This is a genomic window from Roseovarius sp. MS2, assembly GCF_051447875.1.
GTDB lineage: Bacteria > Pseudomonadota > Alphaproteobacteria > Rhodobacterales > Rhodobacteraceae > Roseovarius > Roseovarius mucosus_A.
In genome coordinates this window covers 1,580,355-1,594,089 of sequence record NZ_JBKHVF010000001.1, presented here as the reverse complement: position 1 = coordinate 1,594,089, position 13,735 = coordinate 1,580,355, and the positions used below count along the sequence as shown (strand labels likewise).

The 13,735-nt window shown below is 59.3% G+C and carries 10 protein-coding genes; 4 read left to right on the top strand and 6 right to left on the bottom strand.

The annotated features are described in order from the left end of the window. Nucleotides 1-95: 95 nt before the first annotated feature. Complete coding sequence (secA, locus tag ACLGGT_RS07985; RefSeq protein ID WP_008281295.1) at nucleotides 96-2,792, bottom strand: preprotein translocase subunit SecA; 2,697 nt, start codon at nucleotides 2,790-2,792, stop codon at nucleotides 96-98. A 192-nt stretch (nucleotides 2,793-2,984) separates the two neighbouring features. On the opposite strand from secA, the gene ACLGGT_RS07980 reads away from it, so the two are divergent. Genes ACLGGT_RS07980 through mutT form a run of 3 tightly spaced genes read left to right on the top strand, consistent with a single transcriptional unit; the run spans nucleotide 2,985 to nucleotide 5,464 of the window. Continuing rightward, nucleotides 2,985-3,836 carry a peptidylprolyl isomerase gene (locus ACLGGT_RS07980; protein ID WP_151977719.1) on the top strand — a complete coding sequence of 284 codons (852 nt, stop codon included), beginning with the start codon at nucleotides 2,985-2,987 and terminating at the stop codon, nucleotides 3,834-3,836. A 3-nt stretch (nucleotides 3,837-3,839) separates the two neighbouring features. Further along, nucleotides 3,840-5,069, top strand: a complete 1,230-nt coding sequence (gene argJ, locus ACLGGT_RS07975; protein WP_437195603.1) for a bifunctional glutamate N-acetyltransferase/amino-acid acetyltransferase ArgJ — start codon at nucleotides 3,840-3,842, stop codon at nucleotides 5,067-5,069. After that, nucleotides 5,066-5,464 carry an 8-oxo-dGTP diphosphatase MutT gene (gene mutT, locus ACLGGT_RS07970; protein WP_081507152.1) on the top strand — a complete coding sequence of 133 codons (399 nt, stop codon included), beginning with the start codon at nucleotides 5,066-5,068 and terminating at the stop codon, nucleotides 5,462-5,464. Before argJ ends, mutT begins: the two co-directional genes overlap by 4 nt. 409 nt (nucleotides 5,465-5,873) lie before the next feature. Here the strand turns inward: mutT and infB are convergent, their stop codons facing one another. The 5 genes from infB to ACLGGT_RS07945 form a co-directional block, all read right to left on the bottom strand. Beyond that, complete coding sequence (gene infB / locus ACLGGT_RS07965) at nucleotides 5,874-8,378, bottom strand: translation initiation factor IF-2 (RefSeq protein ID WP_437195601.1); 2,505 nt, start codon at nucleotides 8,376-8,378, stop codon at nucleotides 5,874-5,876. A gap of 6 nt (nucleotides 8,379-8,384) precedes the next feature. After that, nucleotides 8,385-9,008 carry an RNA-binding protein gene (locus tag ACLGGT_RS07960; protein WP_008281290.1) on the bottom strand — a complete coding sequence of 208 codons (624 nt, stop codon included), beginning with the start codon at nucleotides 9,006-9,008 and terminating at the stop codon, nucleotides 8,385-8,387. A gap of 23 nt (nucleotides 9,009-9,031) precedes the next feature. Next, nucleotides 9,032-10,654 (bottom strand): transcription termination factor NusA, encoded by a 1,623-nt coding sequence (gene nusA, locus ACLGGT_RS07955; protein ID WP_081507153.1) that lies wholly within the window; start codon nucleotides 10,652-10,654, stop codon nucleotides 9,032-9,034. Between the two features lie 4 nt (nucleotides 10,655-10,658). Continuing rightward, complete coding sequence (rimP, locus tag ACLGGT_RS07950; RefSeq protein ID WP_008281288.1) at nucleotides 10,659-11,234, bottom strand: ribosome maturation factor RimP; 576 nt, start codon at nucleotides 11,232-11,234, stop codon at nucleotides 10,659-10,661. A gap of 130 nt (nucleotides 11,235-11,364) precedes the next feature. Next, nucleotides 11,365-12,351 (bottom strand): P1 family peptidase, encoded by a 987-nt coding sequence (locus ACLGGT_RS07945; protein ID WP_437197404.1) that lies wholly within the window; start codon nucleotides 12,349-12,351, stop codon nucleotides 11,365-11,367. A 156-nt stretch (nucleotides 12,352-12,507) separates the two neighbouring features. Here ACLGGT_RS07945 and ACLGGT_RS07940 point away from each other — a divergent pair, with 156 nt between their 5' ends. Continuing rightward, entirely contained in the window at nucleotides 12,508-13,716 is a 1,209-nt protein-coding gene (locus tag ACLGGT_RS07940; RefSeq protein ID WP_437195600.1) for an aminopeptidase P family protein, read from the top strand. Nucleotides 13,717-13,735 lie beyond the last annotated feature (19 nt).

The window sequence follows — 13,735 nt, the reverse complement described above, 5'->3', positions numbered from 1 at the left end:
AAGACTCTCCCTGACACATCAATTGTCAGGGAAAGGCCTAATGCACAAAAATGGCCCCGGTATGGCGCGGAATGGGTGTCAATCGGGCGCTGGTGTCAGGCCAGACGCCCGTGGCAATGCTTGAATTTCTTGCCGGATCCACAAGGGCATGGATCGTTGCGCCCCGGATTGCCCCAAGTTGCAGGATCGTTTTCATCAAAACCGGGGGCTGCATTCTCATTCACTTCAGCTGGTTCGCTGGTGTCAGCAGCCGCCATCATCGCTGCGCGCTGCGCTGCCATTTCCTGCATCAGCTGCTGCTGCTCGGCCTCATTCATGGGGCGAATCTGAGCCAGTTTCTGCGTTACATCCATGCGCAGGCTATCGAGCATGTTTTCGAACAATTGGAACGCTTCATTTTTATATTCGTTGAGCGGGTCGCGCTGTGCATAGCCACGGAACCCAACGACGCTGCGCAGATGCTCGAGCGTCAGCAAATGTTCGCGCCATTTTCCGTCGATGGTCTGCAACAGAATCTGCTTTTCAATCATCCGCATGGTATCGGGGCCGAATTGTGCTGCCTTGGCCGCCATCATCTCATCGGCGGCCTTGTCCAGCCGGGCGACAATATCCTCGTCGTCCACGCCGTCTTCTGCGGCCCAGTCGATCACCGGAAGGTCCATGTTGAGCTTTTCGATCACCGCCGCATAGAGACCTTGGGTGTCCCACTGATCGGCATAGGTCTTGGGTGGCATGTATTGATCGACCAGATCGTCGATCACCTCGCCGCGCATGTCCTTGATGATCTCACTCAGATCTTCGGCGCGCATGATGTCGAGACGCTGCTTGAAGATCACCTTGCGCTGCTCGTTCATCACATCGTCGAATTTCAGCAATTGCTTGCGGATGTCAAAGTTGCGCCCTTCGACCTTGGCTTGCGCGCGTTCCAGGGATTTGTTGACCCAAGGGTGAATGATCGCCTCGCCCTCTTTCATGCCAAGCGTTGCCAGCACCTTTTCCAGCCGCTCAGAGCCGAAGATGCGCATAAGATCGTCTTCGAGACTGAGGAAGAAGGCGGATTTACCCGGATCGCCTTGACGGCCCGAGCGACCGCGCAGCTGATTGTCGATCCGACGACTCTCGTGTCGTTCGGTCGCCAGCACAAAGAGGCCACCTGCGGCCTTCACCGCCTCTTCATCGGCGGCATGTTCGGCCTCGATCCGTTTGCGAATTTCTTCGGGATCTGCTTCTGGATCGGCGGCGATGGCCTCCATAACTTTGAAGTCGACGTTGCCGCCCAATTTGATGTCGGTGCCGCGTCCGGCCATGTTGGTGGCGATGGTCACCGCGCCCAACCTGCCCGCATCGGCAACGATCTGCGCCTCTTTTTCATGCTGGCGCGCGTTGAGCACGTTATGAGCAATGCCCGCTTCGGTCAGCAGCTTGCTCAGCATTTCGGATTTTTCGATAGAGGTGGTGCCCACCAGCGTCGGCTGACCCTTTTCGCTCGCGGTGCGAATGGCCGAGGCAATCGCCTCATATTTCTCGCGGGCGGTGCGATAGACGGCATCATCCTTGTCGATGCGCGCGATGGGCCTGTTGGTTGGCACCTCGACCACGCCAAGACCGTAGATTTCGCCAAATTCCTCGGCTTCTGTCAGGGCGGTGCCGGTCATACCCGACAGCCGGTCATAGAGGCGAAAGTAGTTCTGAAACGTCACAGAGGCCAGCGTCACATTCTCTGGCTGGATCGTGCAGCCCTCTTTGGCCTCAATCGCCTGATGCAAACCGTCCGACAGGCGCCGGCCCGCCATCATCCGGCCGGTAAATTCGTCGATCAACACCACATCGCCACCGCGCACGATATAGTCCTTGTCCTTGGTAAAGAGTTTGTGCGCGCGCAGACCCTGATTGACGTGATGCACGATGGTCGTGCTCTCGGGATCATAGAGAGATTGCCCCTCGGGCAGCACACCACGTGTCACAAGCAGGTTTTCGAGAAACTCGTTACCCTCTTCCGTGAATGTGACATTTCGGGTCTTTTCGTCCAGCTTATAGTGTTCGTCTTGCAATTCAGGGATCAGCGTATTGATCGACTGATAAAGACTGCTGCGGTCCTGACTTGGCCCAGAGATAATCAGGGGCGTGCGCGCCTCGTCGATCAGGATGCTGTCCACCTCGTCGACCACCGCGAAGTTATGGCCGCGCTGGTTCATATCCTCGAGCGACGATTTCATGTTGTCGCGCAGGTAATCGAACCCAAGCTCGTTATTCGTGGCGTAGGTCACATCAGCGGCATAGGCCGTCTTTTTCTCGGACTCGGGCTGTTGGGGATAGACTACACCCGTCGTCATTCCGAGCGCACCAAACACTTTGCCCATCCATTCGGCATCCCGCTTGGCCAAGTAGTCATTGACGGTGACGATGTGCACGCCCTTGCCCGAGAGAGCGTTGAGATAAGCGGGGAATGTCGCAACGAGGGTTTTGCCTTCGCCTGTCTTCATCTCGGCGATATTGCCCTGATGCAGAAATATCCCCCCCATCAACTGTACGTCGAAGGCCCGAAGACCCAAGGCCCTGCGAGCCCCTTCGCGACAATTGGCAAAAGCCTCGGGCAAGAGGGCCTCTAGGCTTTCGCCCCCGGCGATCCGAGCCCGGAATTCGTTGGTCTTGTCGATGAGCGCCTGATCGCTCAGGCCTTGATACTCGGATTCAAGCGCATTGATCTTTGCGATCAACGGGCGCGTCGCCTTGATCTTGCGGTCATTCGGGGTGCCGAAGATCTTTTTGGCGACCGTTCCAATACCCAACATGTTTTATCCGTTCCGGTGTTTTGCCTATCCTTGGCAGGCAACCGCTTGCCCCTCTTGCCGCGTCCCCCTAAAACGGGGCGCAAGACGGCGGTTCTGCCTTGGTCTCAGGGCGATGTAAGGGCCAGCCGGTTGAGTGTCAACGCTGCGCACCCGCGCACCCCCGCTCTGCGGGCCCCACCAAAGGATGATTTCATGTACCGCCACTTGCTTTCGACCGCGGCCCTTGTCTCTGGCCTTGCCATTGGCGCTCAGGCCTTTGCGCAGGACACCCCAAGTGCCGAAACGGTGATGGCCACCGTTGGCGGCACCGATATTACCCTTGGGCATATGCTCGCGGTTCGCGCAGCCCTGCCCGCGCAATATGATCAGGTGCCCCCAGAGGCTCTGTTCAAGGGCGTTCTGGATCAACTGATCCAGCAGGAATTGTTGAGCCAAGCGCATGAGGGCGATTTGTCTCGTGCGGCTGCACTACAACTCGAGAACGAGCGCCGCGCCGTTTTGGCCGCCGATGTGGCAGAGGACGTTGTCAACGCCGACTTGACCGAAGAGCGCCTGCAAGCCGCCTATGACGCACAATATGCCGGGGCAGAGGACGAAACCGAATACAAGGCCGCGCATATTCTGGTCGAGACCGAAGAGGCCGCTCAAAACCTTGTGATCGAATTGGAGGGCGGGGCAAATTTTGCAGCGCTGGCGCAGGAGCATTCCATCGGCCCGTCCGGCCCGTCAGGCGGGGATTTGGGCTGGTTTGGTGATGGCGTGATGGTTCCAGAGTTCTTTGCCGCTGTGGCAGCCCTCGACGTGGGGGCTGTCTCTGCGCCAATCCAAACACAATTCGGTTGGCATGTTATCCAACTCAACGAGACGCGGATCAAGGAACGCCCGACGCTGGACGGTGTGCGCGACGAGCTGACCAACACCCTGCGGCAAGAGGCCTTTGATGCCTTTATCGCTGCACGCGAGGCGGCGACCGAAGTGATCCGGACCGACACGACCGCAATGGACCCTGTTGTCATCAACCAAACCGACCTGCTGGAGAACTGAGCCATGGGCGCCAAACCGCCGCTTTCCCCGCTTGCCCCGGAAGGCTTTCCCAAGCTGCCCGTGATCGGCGGCGTGAGCTTTGCCACAACAGAGGCCGGAGTGCGCTATCAAAACCGCACCGACGTGCTTTTGGTGAGCCTCGCGCCCGGCACGGCCGTGGCAGGGGCCTTTACACGCTCGGCCACCCGCTCGGCCGCAGTGCTCGATTGTCAGGACAAGATCGGGTGCGATCCGGTGGCCGGTGCAGCCATCGTGGTCAACTCGGGCAATGCCAACGCATTCACCGGGCGGCGGGGGGCTACCTCTGTGCAAGCCATCACCGAAGCGACGGCTAGTGCGCTGGGCATTCCAGCGAATCGCGTCTTTTCCTCCTCGACCGGGGTGATTGGTGAGCCGCTGCCGCATGAGCGTATCATCGACAAGCTAGAGGATCTGGCCTCTGCCCTTTCGCCCCATGCGATTGAAACGGCTGCCCGTGCGATTATGACCACTGATACCTTTCCCAAAGGGGCCTCAGAGGTGGTGATGGTTGATGGGCAGGCAGTGCATATCGCGGGGATTGCCAAAGGGTCGGGCATGATCGCCCCGGATATGGCGACGATGCTTGTCTATATATTCACCGATGCTGCGATAGATCAGGTCATCCTTCAAGATATGGTCAGCGCGCTGAATCGCACGACGTTCAACTGCATCACCGTGGATAGCGACACCTCAACCTCAGACACTCTGCTCGTGGCCGCCACCGGCGCCTCTGGCCTTCGGATGACCGAGAATAGCATGGGCTTTATGGAGGGGCTGCGCCGTGTCATGCTCGATCTGGCGCATCAGGTGGTGCGCGATGGCGAGGGGGCGACGAAATTTGTCGAAATATCGGTCACTGGTGCCGCCTCGGATGCCGAGGCGCATATCCACGCCAAGGCGATTGCGAACTCACCGCTGATCAAGACAGCCATCGCCGGTGAAGACCCCAATTGGGGCCGTGTGGTGATGGCCATCGGTAAATCCGGGGCGCGGGCGGATCGTGACCTTTTGGCGATCTGGTTTGGCGATATGCAGGTGGCCAAAGACGGGTTTGTCAGCCCCAGTTATAACGAAGCCAGCGCCGCCGCCTATATGAAGCAACAGGAGATCGTGATTCATGTCGACCTGGGCCTAGGTGGTGGTACGGCACGGGTCTGGACCTGTGATCTGACCCATGGCTATATCGACATCAACGCGGATTACCGGTCTTGAAAACTGTTCTGGTTTCGGCGGTCGCCCTCATTGACGTGGACGGCCGCATTCTGTTGACCCAAAGACCGGAGGGGAAATCAATGGCCGGTCTGTGGGAATTTCCCGGCGGCAAGGTAGAGCCGGGCGAGACACCAGAGGCGGCGTTGATCCGCGAATTGGAAGAGGAGTTGGGCATCAACACCTGGGCCAGTTGTCTGGCCCCTTTGACCTTTGCCAGCCACTCCTATCCCGATTTTCACCTGCTGATGCCGCTCTTTGCCTGCCGCAAATGGGAGGGGATCGTGCAGGGGCGAGAGGGCCAAGCGCTCAAATGGGTGCGCGCGGCAGACTTGCGATCCTACCCCATGCCCCCAGCCGATATTCCCCTGATTCCCATTCTGCGCGACTGGCTTTGAGCCTTTTGTCGGCTTTTGCCCCGCCTAAAAATTCCTCATGTCAATGGTTTTCACACGGATTTCTCGTGATATTGGGCGCGTCGCAAGAAAATTGAACGCTATGCGAAAAAGTTAGTATCTTTTTCACCATTTATGGAAATACTCACTCAATCTTCACAGCCTTGTTACATTCGGGGGGATGACATGCTGCGCACTGTTCAACTAGGGTCTTGTGTTTCCATTCAGGGTATTTTTGTGCGGCTTCTCAGCAATGGCTTGATGCAGGTCAGGGTAGGGAGCCGTCTTTATTCCGGTCGTCCAGTCGAACAGCGCACCGCCTGATTTCGCTTTATTCGATCTTCTCAACCTCAATCATGCAAAAGGGGCAGCCTAGCTGGCCGCCCCCATTATTTTGTCTCTGTCCTTTAGCTTAGGCCAGTGTCCGCGTCACTTCCTCGCGCTCGAAAATCTCGATCACGTCGTCAGGACGGATATCGTCATAATTCTCAAAGGCCATACCGCATTCTTGACCGGATTGAACCTCGTTGACGTCATCCTTGAAGCGCTTAAGCGTCTTGAGCGTGCCCTCATGGACCACAACATCATCGCGCAAGAGACGCACACCGGCAGACCGCCGCGCGACACCCTCGGTCACAAGGCAACCTGCCACGCGACCAATGCCCGTAACCTTGAACACTTCCTTGATCTTGGCATAACCAATGAACTTCTCGCGAATTTCATTGCCCAACAGACCGCTCGCCGCCGCCTTCACATCGTCAACCAGATCGTAGATGACCGAGTAATACCGGATCTCCACACCTTTCTGGTTGGCGGTGTTACGCGCAGGCGCATTGGCGCGAACGTTAAAGCCGAAGACCGGCGCACCTGACGCTTCGGCCAAGCCAATGTCGGATTCGGTGATGGCACCCACACCAGAGTGCAACACGCGCACGCGCACTTCGTTGTTGCCGATCTTTTCCATCGCCTGAACGATAGCCTCGGCAGAGCCCTGCACATCCGCCTTGACGACGATTGGCAGTTCTTTGACGTTCTCGTCTTCCTTGGCCTTGGCCAAAAGCTGTTCGAGCGTGGTGCCAGCACCCACCGCCGCACGCTTTTCCTTAGAGGCGTTGGCGCGGTATTCGGCGATCTCGCGCGCTTGCGCTTCGGTCTCGACGACGTTCAGCACGTCACCGGCCTCGGGCGTGCCGTTGAGGCCAAGAACCTCGACCGGTACCGACGGGCCAGCTTCTTTGATCCGCTCGCCGCGATCATTGATCAACGCGCGCACGCGGCCATATTGCTCGCCCACAACAAAGACATCGCCTTGGCGCAGCGTCCCTTTCTTGACCAGAACGGTGGCGACAGGGCCACGGCCCACATCAAGCTGCGCCTCGATCACAGCGCCTTCAGCGGCACGGTTGGGATTGGCCTTGAGTTCAAGGATCTCTGCCTGAAGCGCGATAGCTTCCAGCAGTTCATCCAGACCCTGCCCGGTCACAGCCGACACTTCGACATCCTGCACATCGCCTGACATCTGTTCGACGATCACCTCGTGTTGCAAGAGATCGGTGCGCACCTTTTGCGGGTTGGCCTCGTATTTGTCGATCTTGTTGATCGCCACGATCATCGGAACCTTGGCCGCCTTGGCATGGTTAATCGCCTCGATGGTCTGAGGCATGACTGCGTCATCAGCCGCAACAACCAGAACCACGATATCCGTCACTTGTGCGCCACGGGCGCGCATGCTGGTAAAGGCCGCGTGACCGGGCGTATCAAGGAATGTGAGCAATGCACCGCTGTCGGTCTTGACCTGATAAGCACCGATATGCTGTGTGATGCCTCCAGCCTCGCCAGCCACAACCTTGGCATCGCGGATCGCATCCAGAAGCGAAGTCTTGCCGTGGTCGACATGGCCCATGATGGTGATCACAGGCGGCCGCGAGGCGAGATCCTCGGGCTTGTCATCGACTTGATCAATCACATCTTCGACATCCGAGTCGCTCACGCGAACCACGCGGTGCCCGAATTCCTCGATGATAAGTTCGGCGGTGTCAGCATCAATCGACTGGTTCTGCGTGACCATCATGCCATTCTGCATCAACGCTTTGACAATATCACCGACACGCTCAGCCATGCGGTTGGCCAATTCCGATACGACAATAGTCTCAGGTAGTTGCACGTCACGCACGATCTTTTCACGCTCTTGCAAGCCGCCCATGGCCTTTTGGCGCGCGCGTTCTTGCTTGCGCTTCATCGCAGCCATAGATTTCGGGCGCCCACCTTCGCCCCCGGCCAGGGCTTGATTGAGCGTGAGCTTGCCCGCGCGGCGGGCATCTTCGCCACCACGCGCCTTGCCACGACGCGAAACCTGATCGTCTTCTTCGCGCTTGCGCGCGACAGGGGCTGCCTTGGAGGCTGGCACACGAGTGGGCGCGGCTACGGGCGCAGCATCCGGCTCTGCCGCCGAAGCCGCAGCCTTGAGCGCAGCTTGTTCGGTGGCGCGCTTCTGGCGCTCCTCTTCCTCTAGTTTGGCACGCGCCTTTTCCTCGGCTTCGCGTTGTTCGCGTTCCTTGGCCTCAGCCTCTTCGCGACGGCGATTGCGCTCCTCTTCGCGGGCCTTTTCATCCGCCTCGCGTTGGGCTGCATCATCGGCTTCGCGCGCTCTGGCTGCGGCGAGCGCCTTCATCCGGCGCTCCAGCTCTGCATCAGAAATACCTGCCGGACGCTTGGACGCCGCTGTGATACCCGAAGACGTTCCAGAGCCCGCAGCCCCAGTGGCCGCCGCCGCAGGTTTGGGCACGACGACACGCTTGCGCTTGGTTTCCACCACGACGTTCTTGGTTCTGCCATGGCTAAAGCTCTGCTTCACGTTCCCCGGCCGGGAACCTGCGCCACGCACCCCCAAAGGTTTCTTTCCGTCGTTGTCGCTCATAGTCTTCTACTTTCCTTTCCGGCGCGCTGTCTCGCCGTCCGAGACGCGCAGACCTTTCAGTCTTGCCGCCTCCTCTACAACACGTTGCAACAAACCTCCAGCACCCAGTGCCGCGTGGATTGTGGTTTGTCGGCCAAAGGCCTGACCCAGCTCGTCCGCCGTAAGCCAGCCAATGAAAGAGCCGCCATAGGGCGTGCTCAGTTTAGATTTTCCGCGCTCAGAGCCATCGCTGGCCTGAATGAGAACACGCGCATCCTCGCGCATGAGCATGTCCTTGACCTTTTCATAACCCGACACGGCGCGCCCACCTTTTCGGGCAAGGCTGATGAGGTCGATCACCCGCCGCACCAAAAGCGCCTCGACCTGGTCAACCAACCCCTCAGGCACTTGGACAGTCTGCTTGGCTGCACGCGCAAAAAGCCCCTTATTTGCAGCCTTTTCGAGGGCGGCACGATCCGCCGCGACCCAGATACCACGCCCCGGTAGCTTTTCAGCCAGATCTGGCGCAATCTGGCCTTCGGGGCCGATCACAAAGCGAATAAGCCCATGCTTCGGCTGCACCTCACCCGTGGCGATGCATTTACGCTCGGGACCGTCACTCCGGTCTTTGGGTTCACCACCGCGCCCCATGATGTGCTCCAAGGCCTGAGCGATCAGGCCTCGGCCTCCTCGTCATCATCGCCGTCGATATCGGCCTCGTCAGCATCGGCCTCAAGTTCGGTCGGGTCGACCCAGCCCAGCATCACGCGGGCGGTCATGACCATATTCTGCGCCTCTTCGAGCGAGACGTCAAATTTCTCCAGAATACCTTCGTCTTTGACGCGCTCGCCCTTGACTGTGGTCCATCCACCGGCAAGCTCCCAATCGGCGCAGGTGGCGAAATCCTCAAGCGATTTCACATCATCTTCGGCCAATGCCAGCACCATCTGCGGGGTCAGACCCTCAAAGGCGATCAGGCTATCCTCGACACCCAATTCGCGGGCCTTGTCCAGAGCGGCCTTGGCCTGAGCCTCGATCACGTCGCGGGCACGCGCCTGAAGTTCTGCGGCGGTATCCTCGTCAACCCCGTCGATCACGAGCAATTCGTCGACATCGACATAGGCCACTTCTTCGAGGTTGGTGAAGCCTTCGGAAACCAGCAATTGCGCAAAGAATTCATCCAGATCAAGTGCATCAACAAAGAGCTTGGTGCGCTCTTCGAATTCCTTCTGGCGGCGCTCGCTATCCTCGGCCTCGGTCATGATGTCGATATCCAGCCCGGTCAACTGGCTGGCCAGTCGCACGTTCTGACCACGACGGCCAATGGCAAGGCTCAACTGCTCTTCTGGCACCACGACTTCGATACGCTGCGCATCCTCGTCGATCACCACCTTGCTGACCTCGGCAGGCTGGAGCGCGTTCACCAGGAAGGTCGCCTGATCTTCGTTCCACGGGATGATGTCGATCTTTTCACCCTGCAGCTCGTTCACAACCGCCTGAACCCGGCTGCCGCGCATACCAACGCAGGCGCCAACAGGATCAATCGAATTGTCATAGCTGATCACGGCGATCTTGGCCCGGCTACCCGGATCGCGCGCCACGGCCTTGATCTCGATGATGCCGTCATAGATTTCGGGCACTTCCATCTTGAACAGCTCTGCCATGAACTGCGGATCGGTGCGGCTCAGGAAAATCTGCGGTCCGCGCTGTTCGCGGCGCACATCCTTGATGTAGCAGCGCACGCGATCATTGGGCCGATAGGCCTCGCGCCCGATCTTTTCATTGCGGCGCAGAATCGCTTCGCCACGGCCCACGTCGACGATGACGTTGCCATATTCCTCGCGCTTGACCACACCGTTGATAATGGTGCCCAAACGATCCTTGAATTCCTCGAACTGCCGATCCCGCTCGGCCTCGCGCACTTTTTGCAGAATGACCTGCTTGGCGCTCTGCGCGGCGATCCGGCCCATTTCGACGGGCGGCACTTCTTCGACATAGGTGTCACCGACCTTGGGGTCGTCGAGATACTGCTTGGCTTGCGCGACGGTCATCTCTGCCTGATAGTTCTCGACCGCCTCATCCTCGACAACAGTGCGGACACGGGTAAATTTGGCGCGCCCGGTCTTGCGGTCGATATTCACGCGAATATCCATCTCGCTGCCGTACCTGCTCTTGGCAGCACGGGCGAGGCTTTCTTCCATCGCTTCGACCACCAGTGCTGGGTCGATCATCTTTTCGCGCGCGACCGCTTCTGCGGTCTGCAACAGCTCCAGCTGGTTGGCGGATGTGATTGCCATGGTGTCAGTCCTCCTCAGAACCGTTCTCGGTTTCGATCTCGTCAAATTGCTCTTCGTTGATCACGCCCGCCGCTTTGCGCTGCCGCAGCATTTCCTTGATCAACTCATCCGTCAGAACCAGCTTGGCATCAGAGAGCCAGTCGAATTCCAGCCCGATCGTGCCTTCCTCGACATTGATCAGCACTTCGCTGCCTTCAACACCCGCAAGAACGCCCTTGAAGCGACGGCGTCCGTCGATCAGCTCGGTGGTCTCGATCTTGGCCTCATAGCCCTCGAACATCTCGAAATCCTTGAGACGGGTCAAAGGCCGGTCAATTCCGGGGCTTGATACTTCGAGCGTATACGCCTCGACCAATGGATCCTCGACATCCAGTACAGCGCTGACCGCTGTGCTGATCGCGGCGCAATCATCCACCTCGATCCCGCCTTCGGGTTTGTCCGCCATGATCTGAAGCGTGTGATATTGCCCGCCCATAAGCCGGACGCGCACCAATTCGTAGCCCAGATCCTCGATCACGGGTGTAATGATCTCGGCCAGTCTGCGATCAATCGCTGCCTTTGCAATCAAGTCGTTCGTCATGGTTCCCAAGCACAAAAAAACGGGCGCGCGGCCCGTTACACTCTCCGGTGGTGCATTCGAGTGGACCCGAAAGCGCCGCTGTTGAGGGGCATATACGCCCCTCGCCCTGAGTCTGCAAGAGGATTCCACCTTAGCCGAATCTGTCTTGCCACGCGGGCAGGGTATCGCCCGCGACAGACCGCGCTGCGTGCACGCCGCGTGCAATAGCCCGCGCCATCACGCAAGCGGCTGCGTGGCCAAGCATCACCTGTGCCGCGAGATCAGGCGGGGGATGCGCGCCTGTGGCCAAGGCAAAGATAGCGTCACCATCCATAAGCGTATGCGACGGCACAAGCGCCCGCGCAAAGCCGTCGTGCGCCGCCACCGCCAATCGGGTGCATTGTGCCTGGGTTAGCGCCGCGTCGGTTGCGATGATCCCAATCGTGGTATTGCCGTGCTGCGCCATCTTGGTCGGAGCCTGCAGAGGATCGGGATAGGCCCGCGCCACGCCGCGCCCACCAAATTCTGCCCCCCTCTCGAACGGGGCCGCCCAAAACTCGGGCCCGTCCCCCACCGTGGCGGACCCAAGCGCATTTACCGCAACCAAGGCCCCCACCGTCACGCCAGAGGGCAAAACAACCGAGGCGGAACCTAGCCCTCCACGCAGGTTTGCCGTGGTCGCCCCGGTTCCGGCCCCCGTGCTGCCGATCTCGAAGTCCTCAGACCTGCCCGCCAATGCCTTTCGGCCCAGTCCCTTGTAGGGATTCTCACGCCATGCCTTGTCGCCACCGTTCAGCAGATCGAAAAGAATCGCCCCCGGCACGATGGGCACCCGCACATCGCCCACGGCAAACCCGCGCCCTTCATCGCGCAGCGCGTCGGCCACACCCGACGCAGCATCAAGCCCAAAGGCCGAGCCACCCGACAGAACCAAAGCATCGACCTGTTCAACGACCCGGTCGGGGCTAAGCAGATCCGTCTCGCGCGTGCCCGGCGCACCGCCCATCACATGCACACCTGCGGTAAAAGGCGCATCGCCCACCAGCACTGTCACACCCGAGCGGAGCCGCATGTCCTGCGCATTGCCCACGCACAACCCAGGCACATCGGTGATCAGATTTCGTGCGCCGATTTTCATTCCCATGCCGCAATCCCTATATCCCTGTCGCAAACCCGCTTGCCAGACCCGAGCTAATCGGCAAAAACGCCATAGGCCCGGGCGATGGCGTCGCCCCAAAATGGCCTTTCCCCACAGTCCTGAACGCCGGGACCTTCTTTTGCAAGGAGGGTCACTATGACTGCACGTCCTGAATTCTATCGTTTCCACAACGGCGAAAAGGCACCGCTGGCCTTTGCCACATCTGAATATGAGGCCCGGATCAAGGGGCTGCGCGCGCTCATGGTCGAGCATGGCACGGTGGCGGTTGTTCTCACATCCATGCACAACATCGCCTATTACTCGGGCTTTCTCTACTGCTCGTTCGGCCGCCCTTATGGTCTTGTCGTCACCGACACCGATTGTGTGACCATATCGGCGGGGATTGACGCCGGTCAGCCGTGGCGTCGCTGTTTCTGTGACAACATCACCTATACCGACTGGCAGCGCGACAATTACTGGCGCGCAATCCTGTCGGTCACGGGCGAAGGGCGTGTCGTGGGCTATGAGGGTGACCACCTGACGCTGCTGCAACGCGACAAACTGGAAACTTTCCTAAAGCCTGCTGCGATGGTCGATCTTGCCCCTGCGACGATGCGGCAACGCATGCGTAAATCGGCGGCAGAGATTAGCCTCATCCGGTCCTGCGCGCAGGTGGCGGACGTGGGCGGCTATGCCATCCGCGATGCGGTTCAGATTGGCACCCGCGAGATTGACGTGGCCATGGCAGGCCGCGATGCGATGGAAGCTGAGATTGCCAAACGCTTCCCGGATGCAGAGTATCGCGACACTTGGGTGTGGTTCCAATCGGGCCTCAACACGGACGGGGCGCATAACCCTGTGACTGCCCGCGCGATTGAACGCGGCGATATCCTGTCACTCAACACGTTTCCGATGGTGTCAGGCTATTACGTGGCGCTGGAACGCACCATGTTTGCCGGCGAAGTAGACGACGCCAGCCTGAAAATCTGGGAGGCCAACGTCGCCGCCCATGAATACGGCATGTCTCTGCTGAAACCCGGCGTCAGCTGCGCCGAGGTCACGCACAAGATCAACACCTTCTTTGAAGAGCGCCAATTGCTGCAATATCGCACCTTTGGCTATGGCCACAGCTTTGGCATCCTCAGCCATTATTATGGCCGCGAGGCAGGTCTGGAACTGCGCGAGGATATCGACACGGTGCTCGAGCCGGGCATGGTCATCTCGATGGAGCCGATGCTGACGCTGGCGGCGGATCAACCCGGTGCCGGGGGCTACCGCGAGCATGATATTCTGGTCATTACCGAAGACGGGAATGAGAATATCACTGGCTATCCTTATGGACCCGGTTTCAACGTGGTTGGCTAAATCAATGACTGCGGCGGGG

What these genes read in the sequence shown, in the direction of transcription:
- secA (WP_008281295.1), bottom strand. Translation starts at nt 2,792, where the DNA reads ATGTTGGGTATTGGAACGGTCGCCAAAAAGATCTTCGGCACCCCGAAT.
- ACLGGT_RS07980 (WP_151977719.1), top strand. Translation starts at nt 2,985, where the DNA reads ATGTACCGCCACTTGCTTTCGACCGCGGCCCTTGTCTCTGGCCTTGCC.
- argJ (WP_437195603.1), top strand. Translation starts at nt 3,840, where the DNA reads ATGGGCGCCAAACCGCCGCTTTCCCCGCTTGCCCCGGAAGGCTTTCCC.
- infB (WP_437195601.1), bottom strand. Translation starts at nt 8,378, where the DNA reads ATGAGCGACAACGACGGAAAGAAACCTTTGGGGGTGCGTGGCGCAGGT.
- ACLGGT_RS07960 (WP_008281290.1), bottom strand. Translation starts at nt 9,008, where the DNA reads ATGGGGCGCGGTGGTGAACCCAAAGACCGGAGTGACGGTCCCGAGCGT.
- nusA (WP_081507153.1), bottom strand. Translation starts at nt 10,654, where the DNA reads ATGGCAATCACATCCGCCAACCAGCTGGAGCTGTTGCAGACCGCAGAA.
- rimP (WP_008281288.1), bottom strand. Translation starts at nt 11,234, where the DNA reads ATGACGAACGACTTGATTGCAAAGGCAGCGATTGATCGCAGACTGGCC.
- ACLGGT_RS07945 (WP_437197404.1), bottom strand. Translation starts at nt 12,351, where the DNA reads ATGAAAATCGGCGCACGAAATCTGATCACCGATGTGCCTGGGTTGTGC.
- ACLGGT_RS07940 (WP_437195600.1), top strand. Translation starts at nt 12,508, where the DNA reads ATGACTGCACGTCCTGAATTCTATCGTTTCCACAACGGCGAAAAGGCA.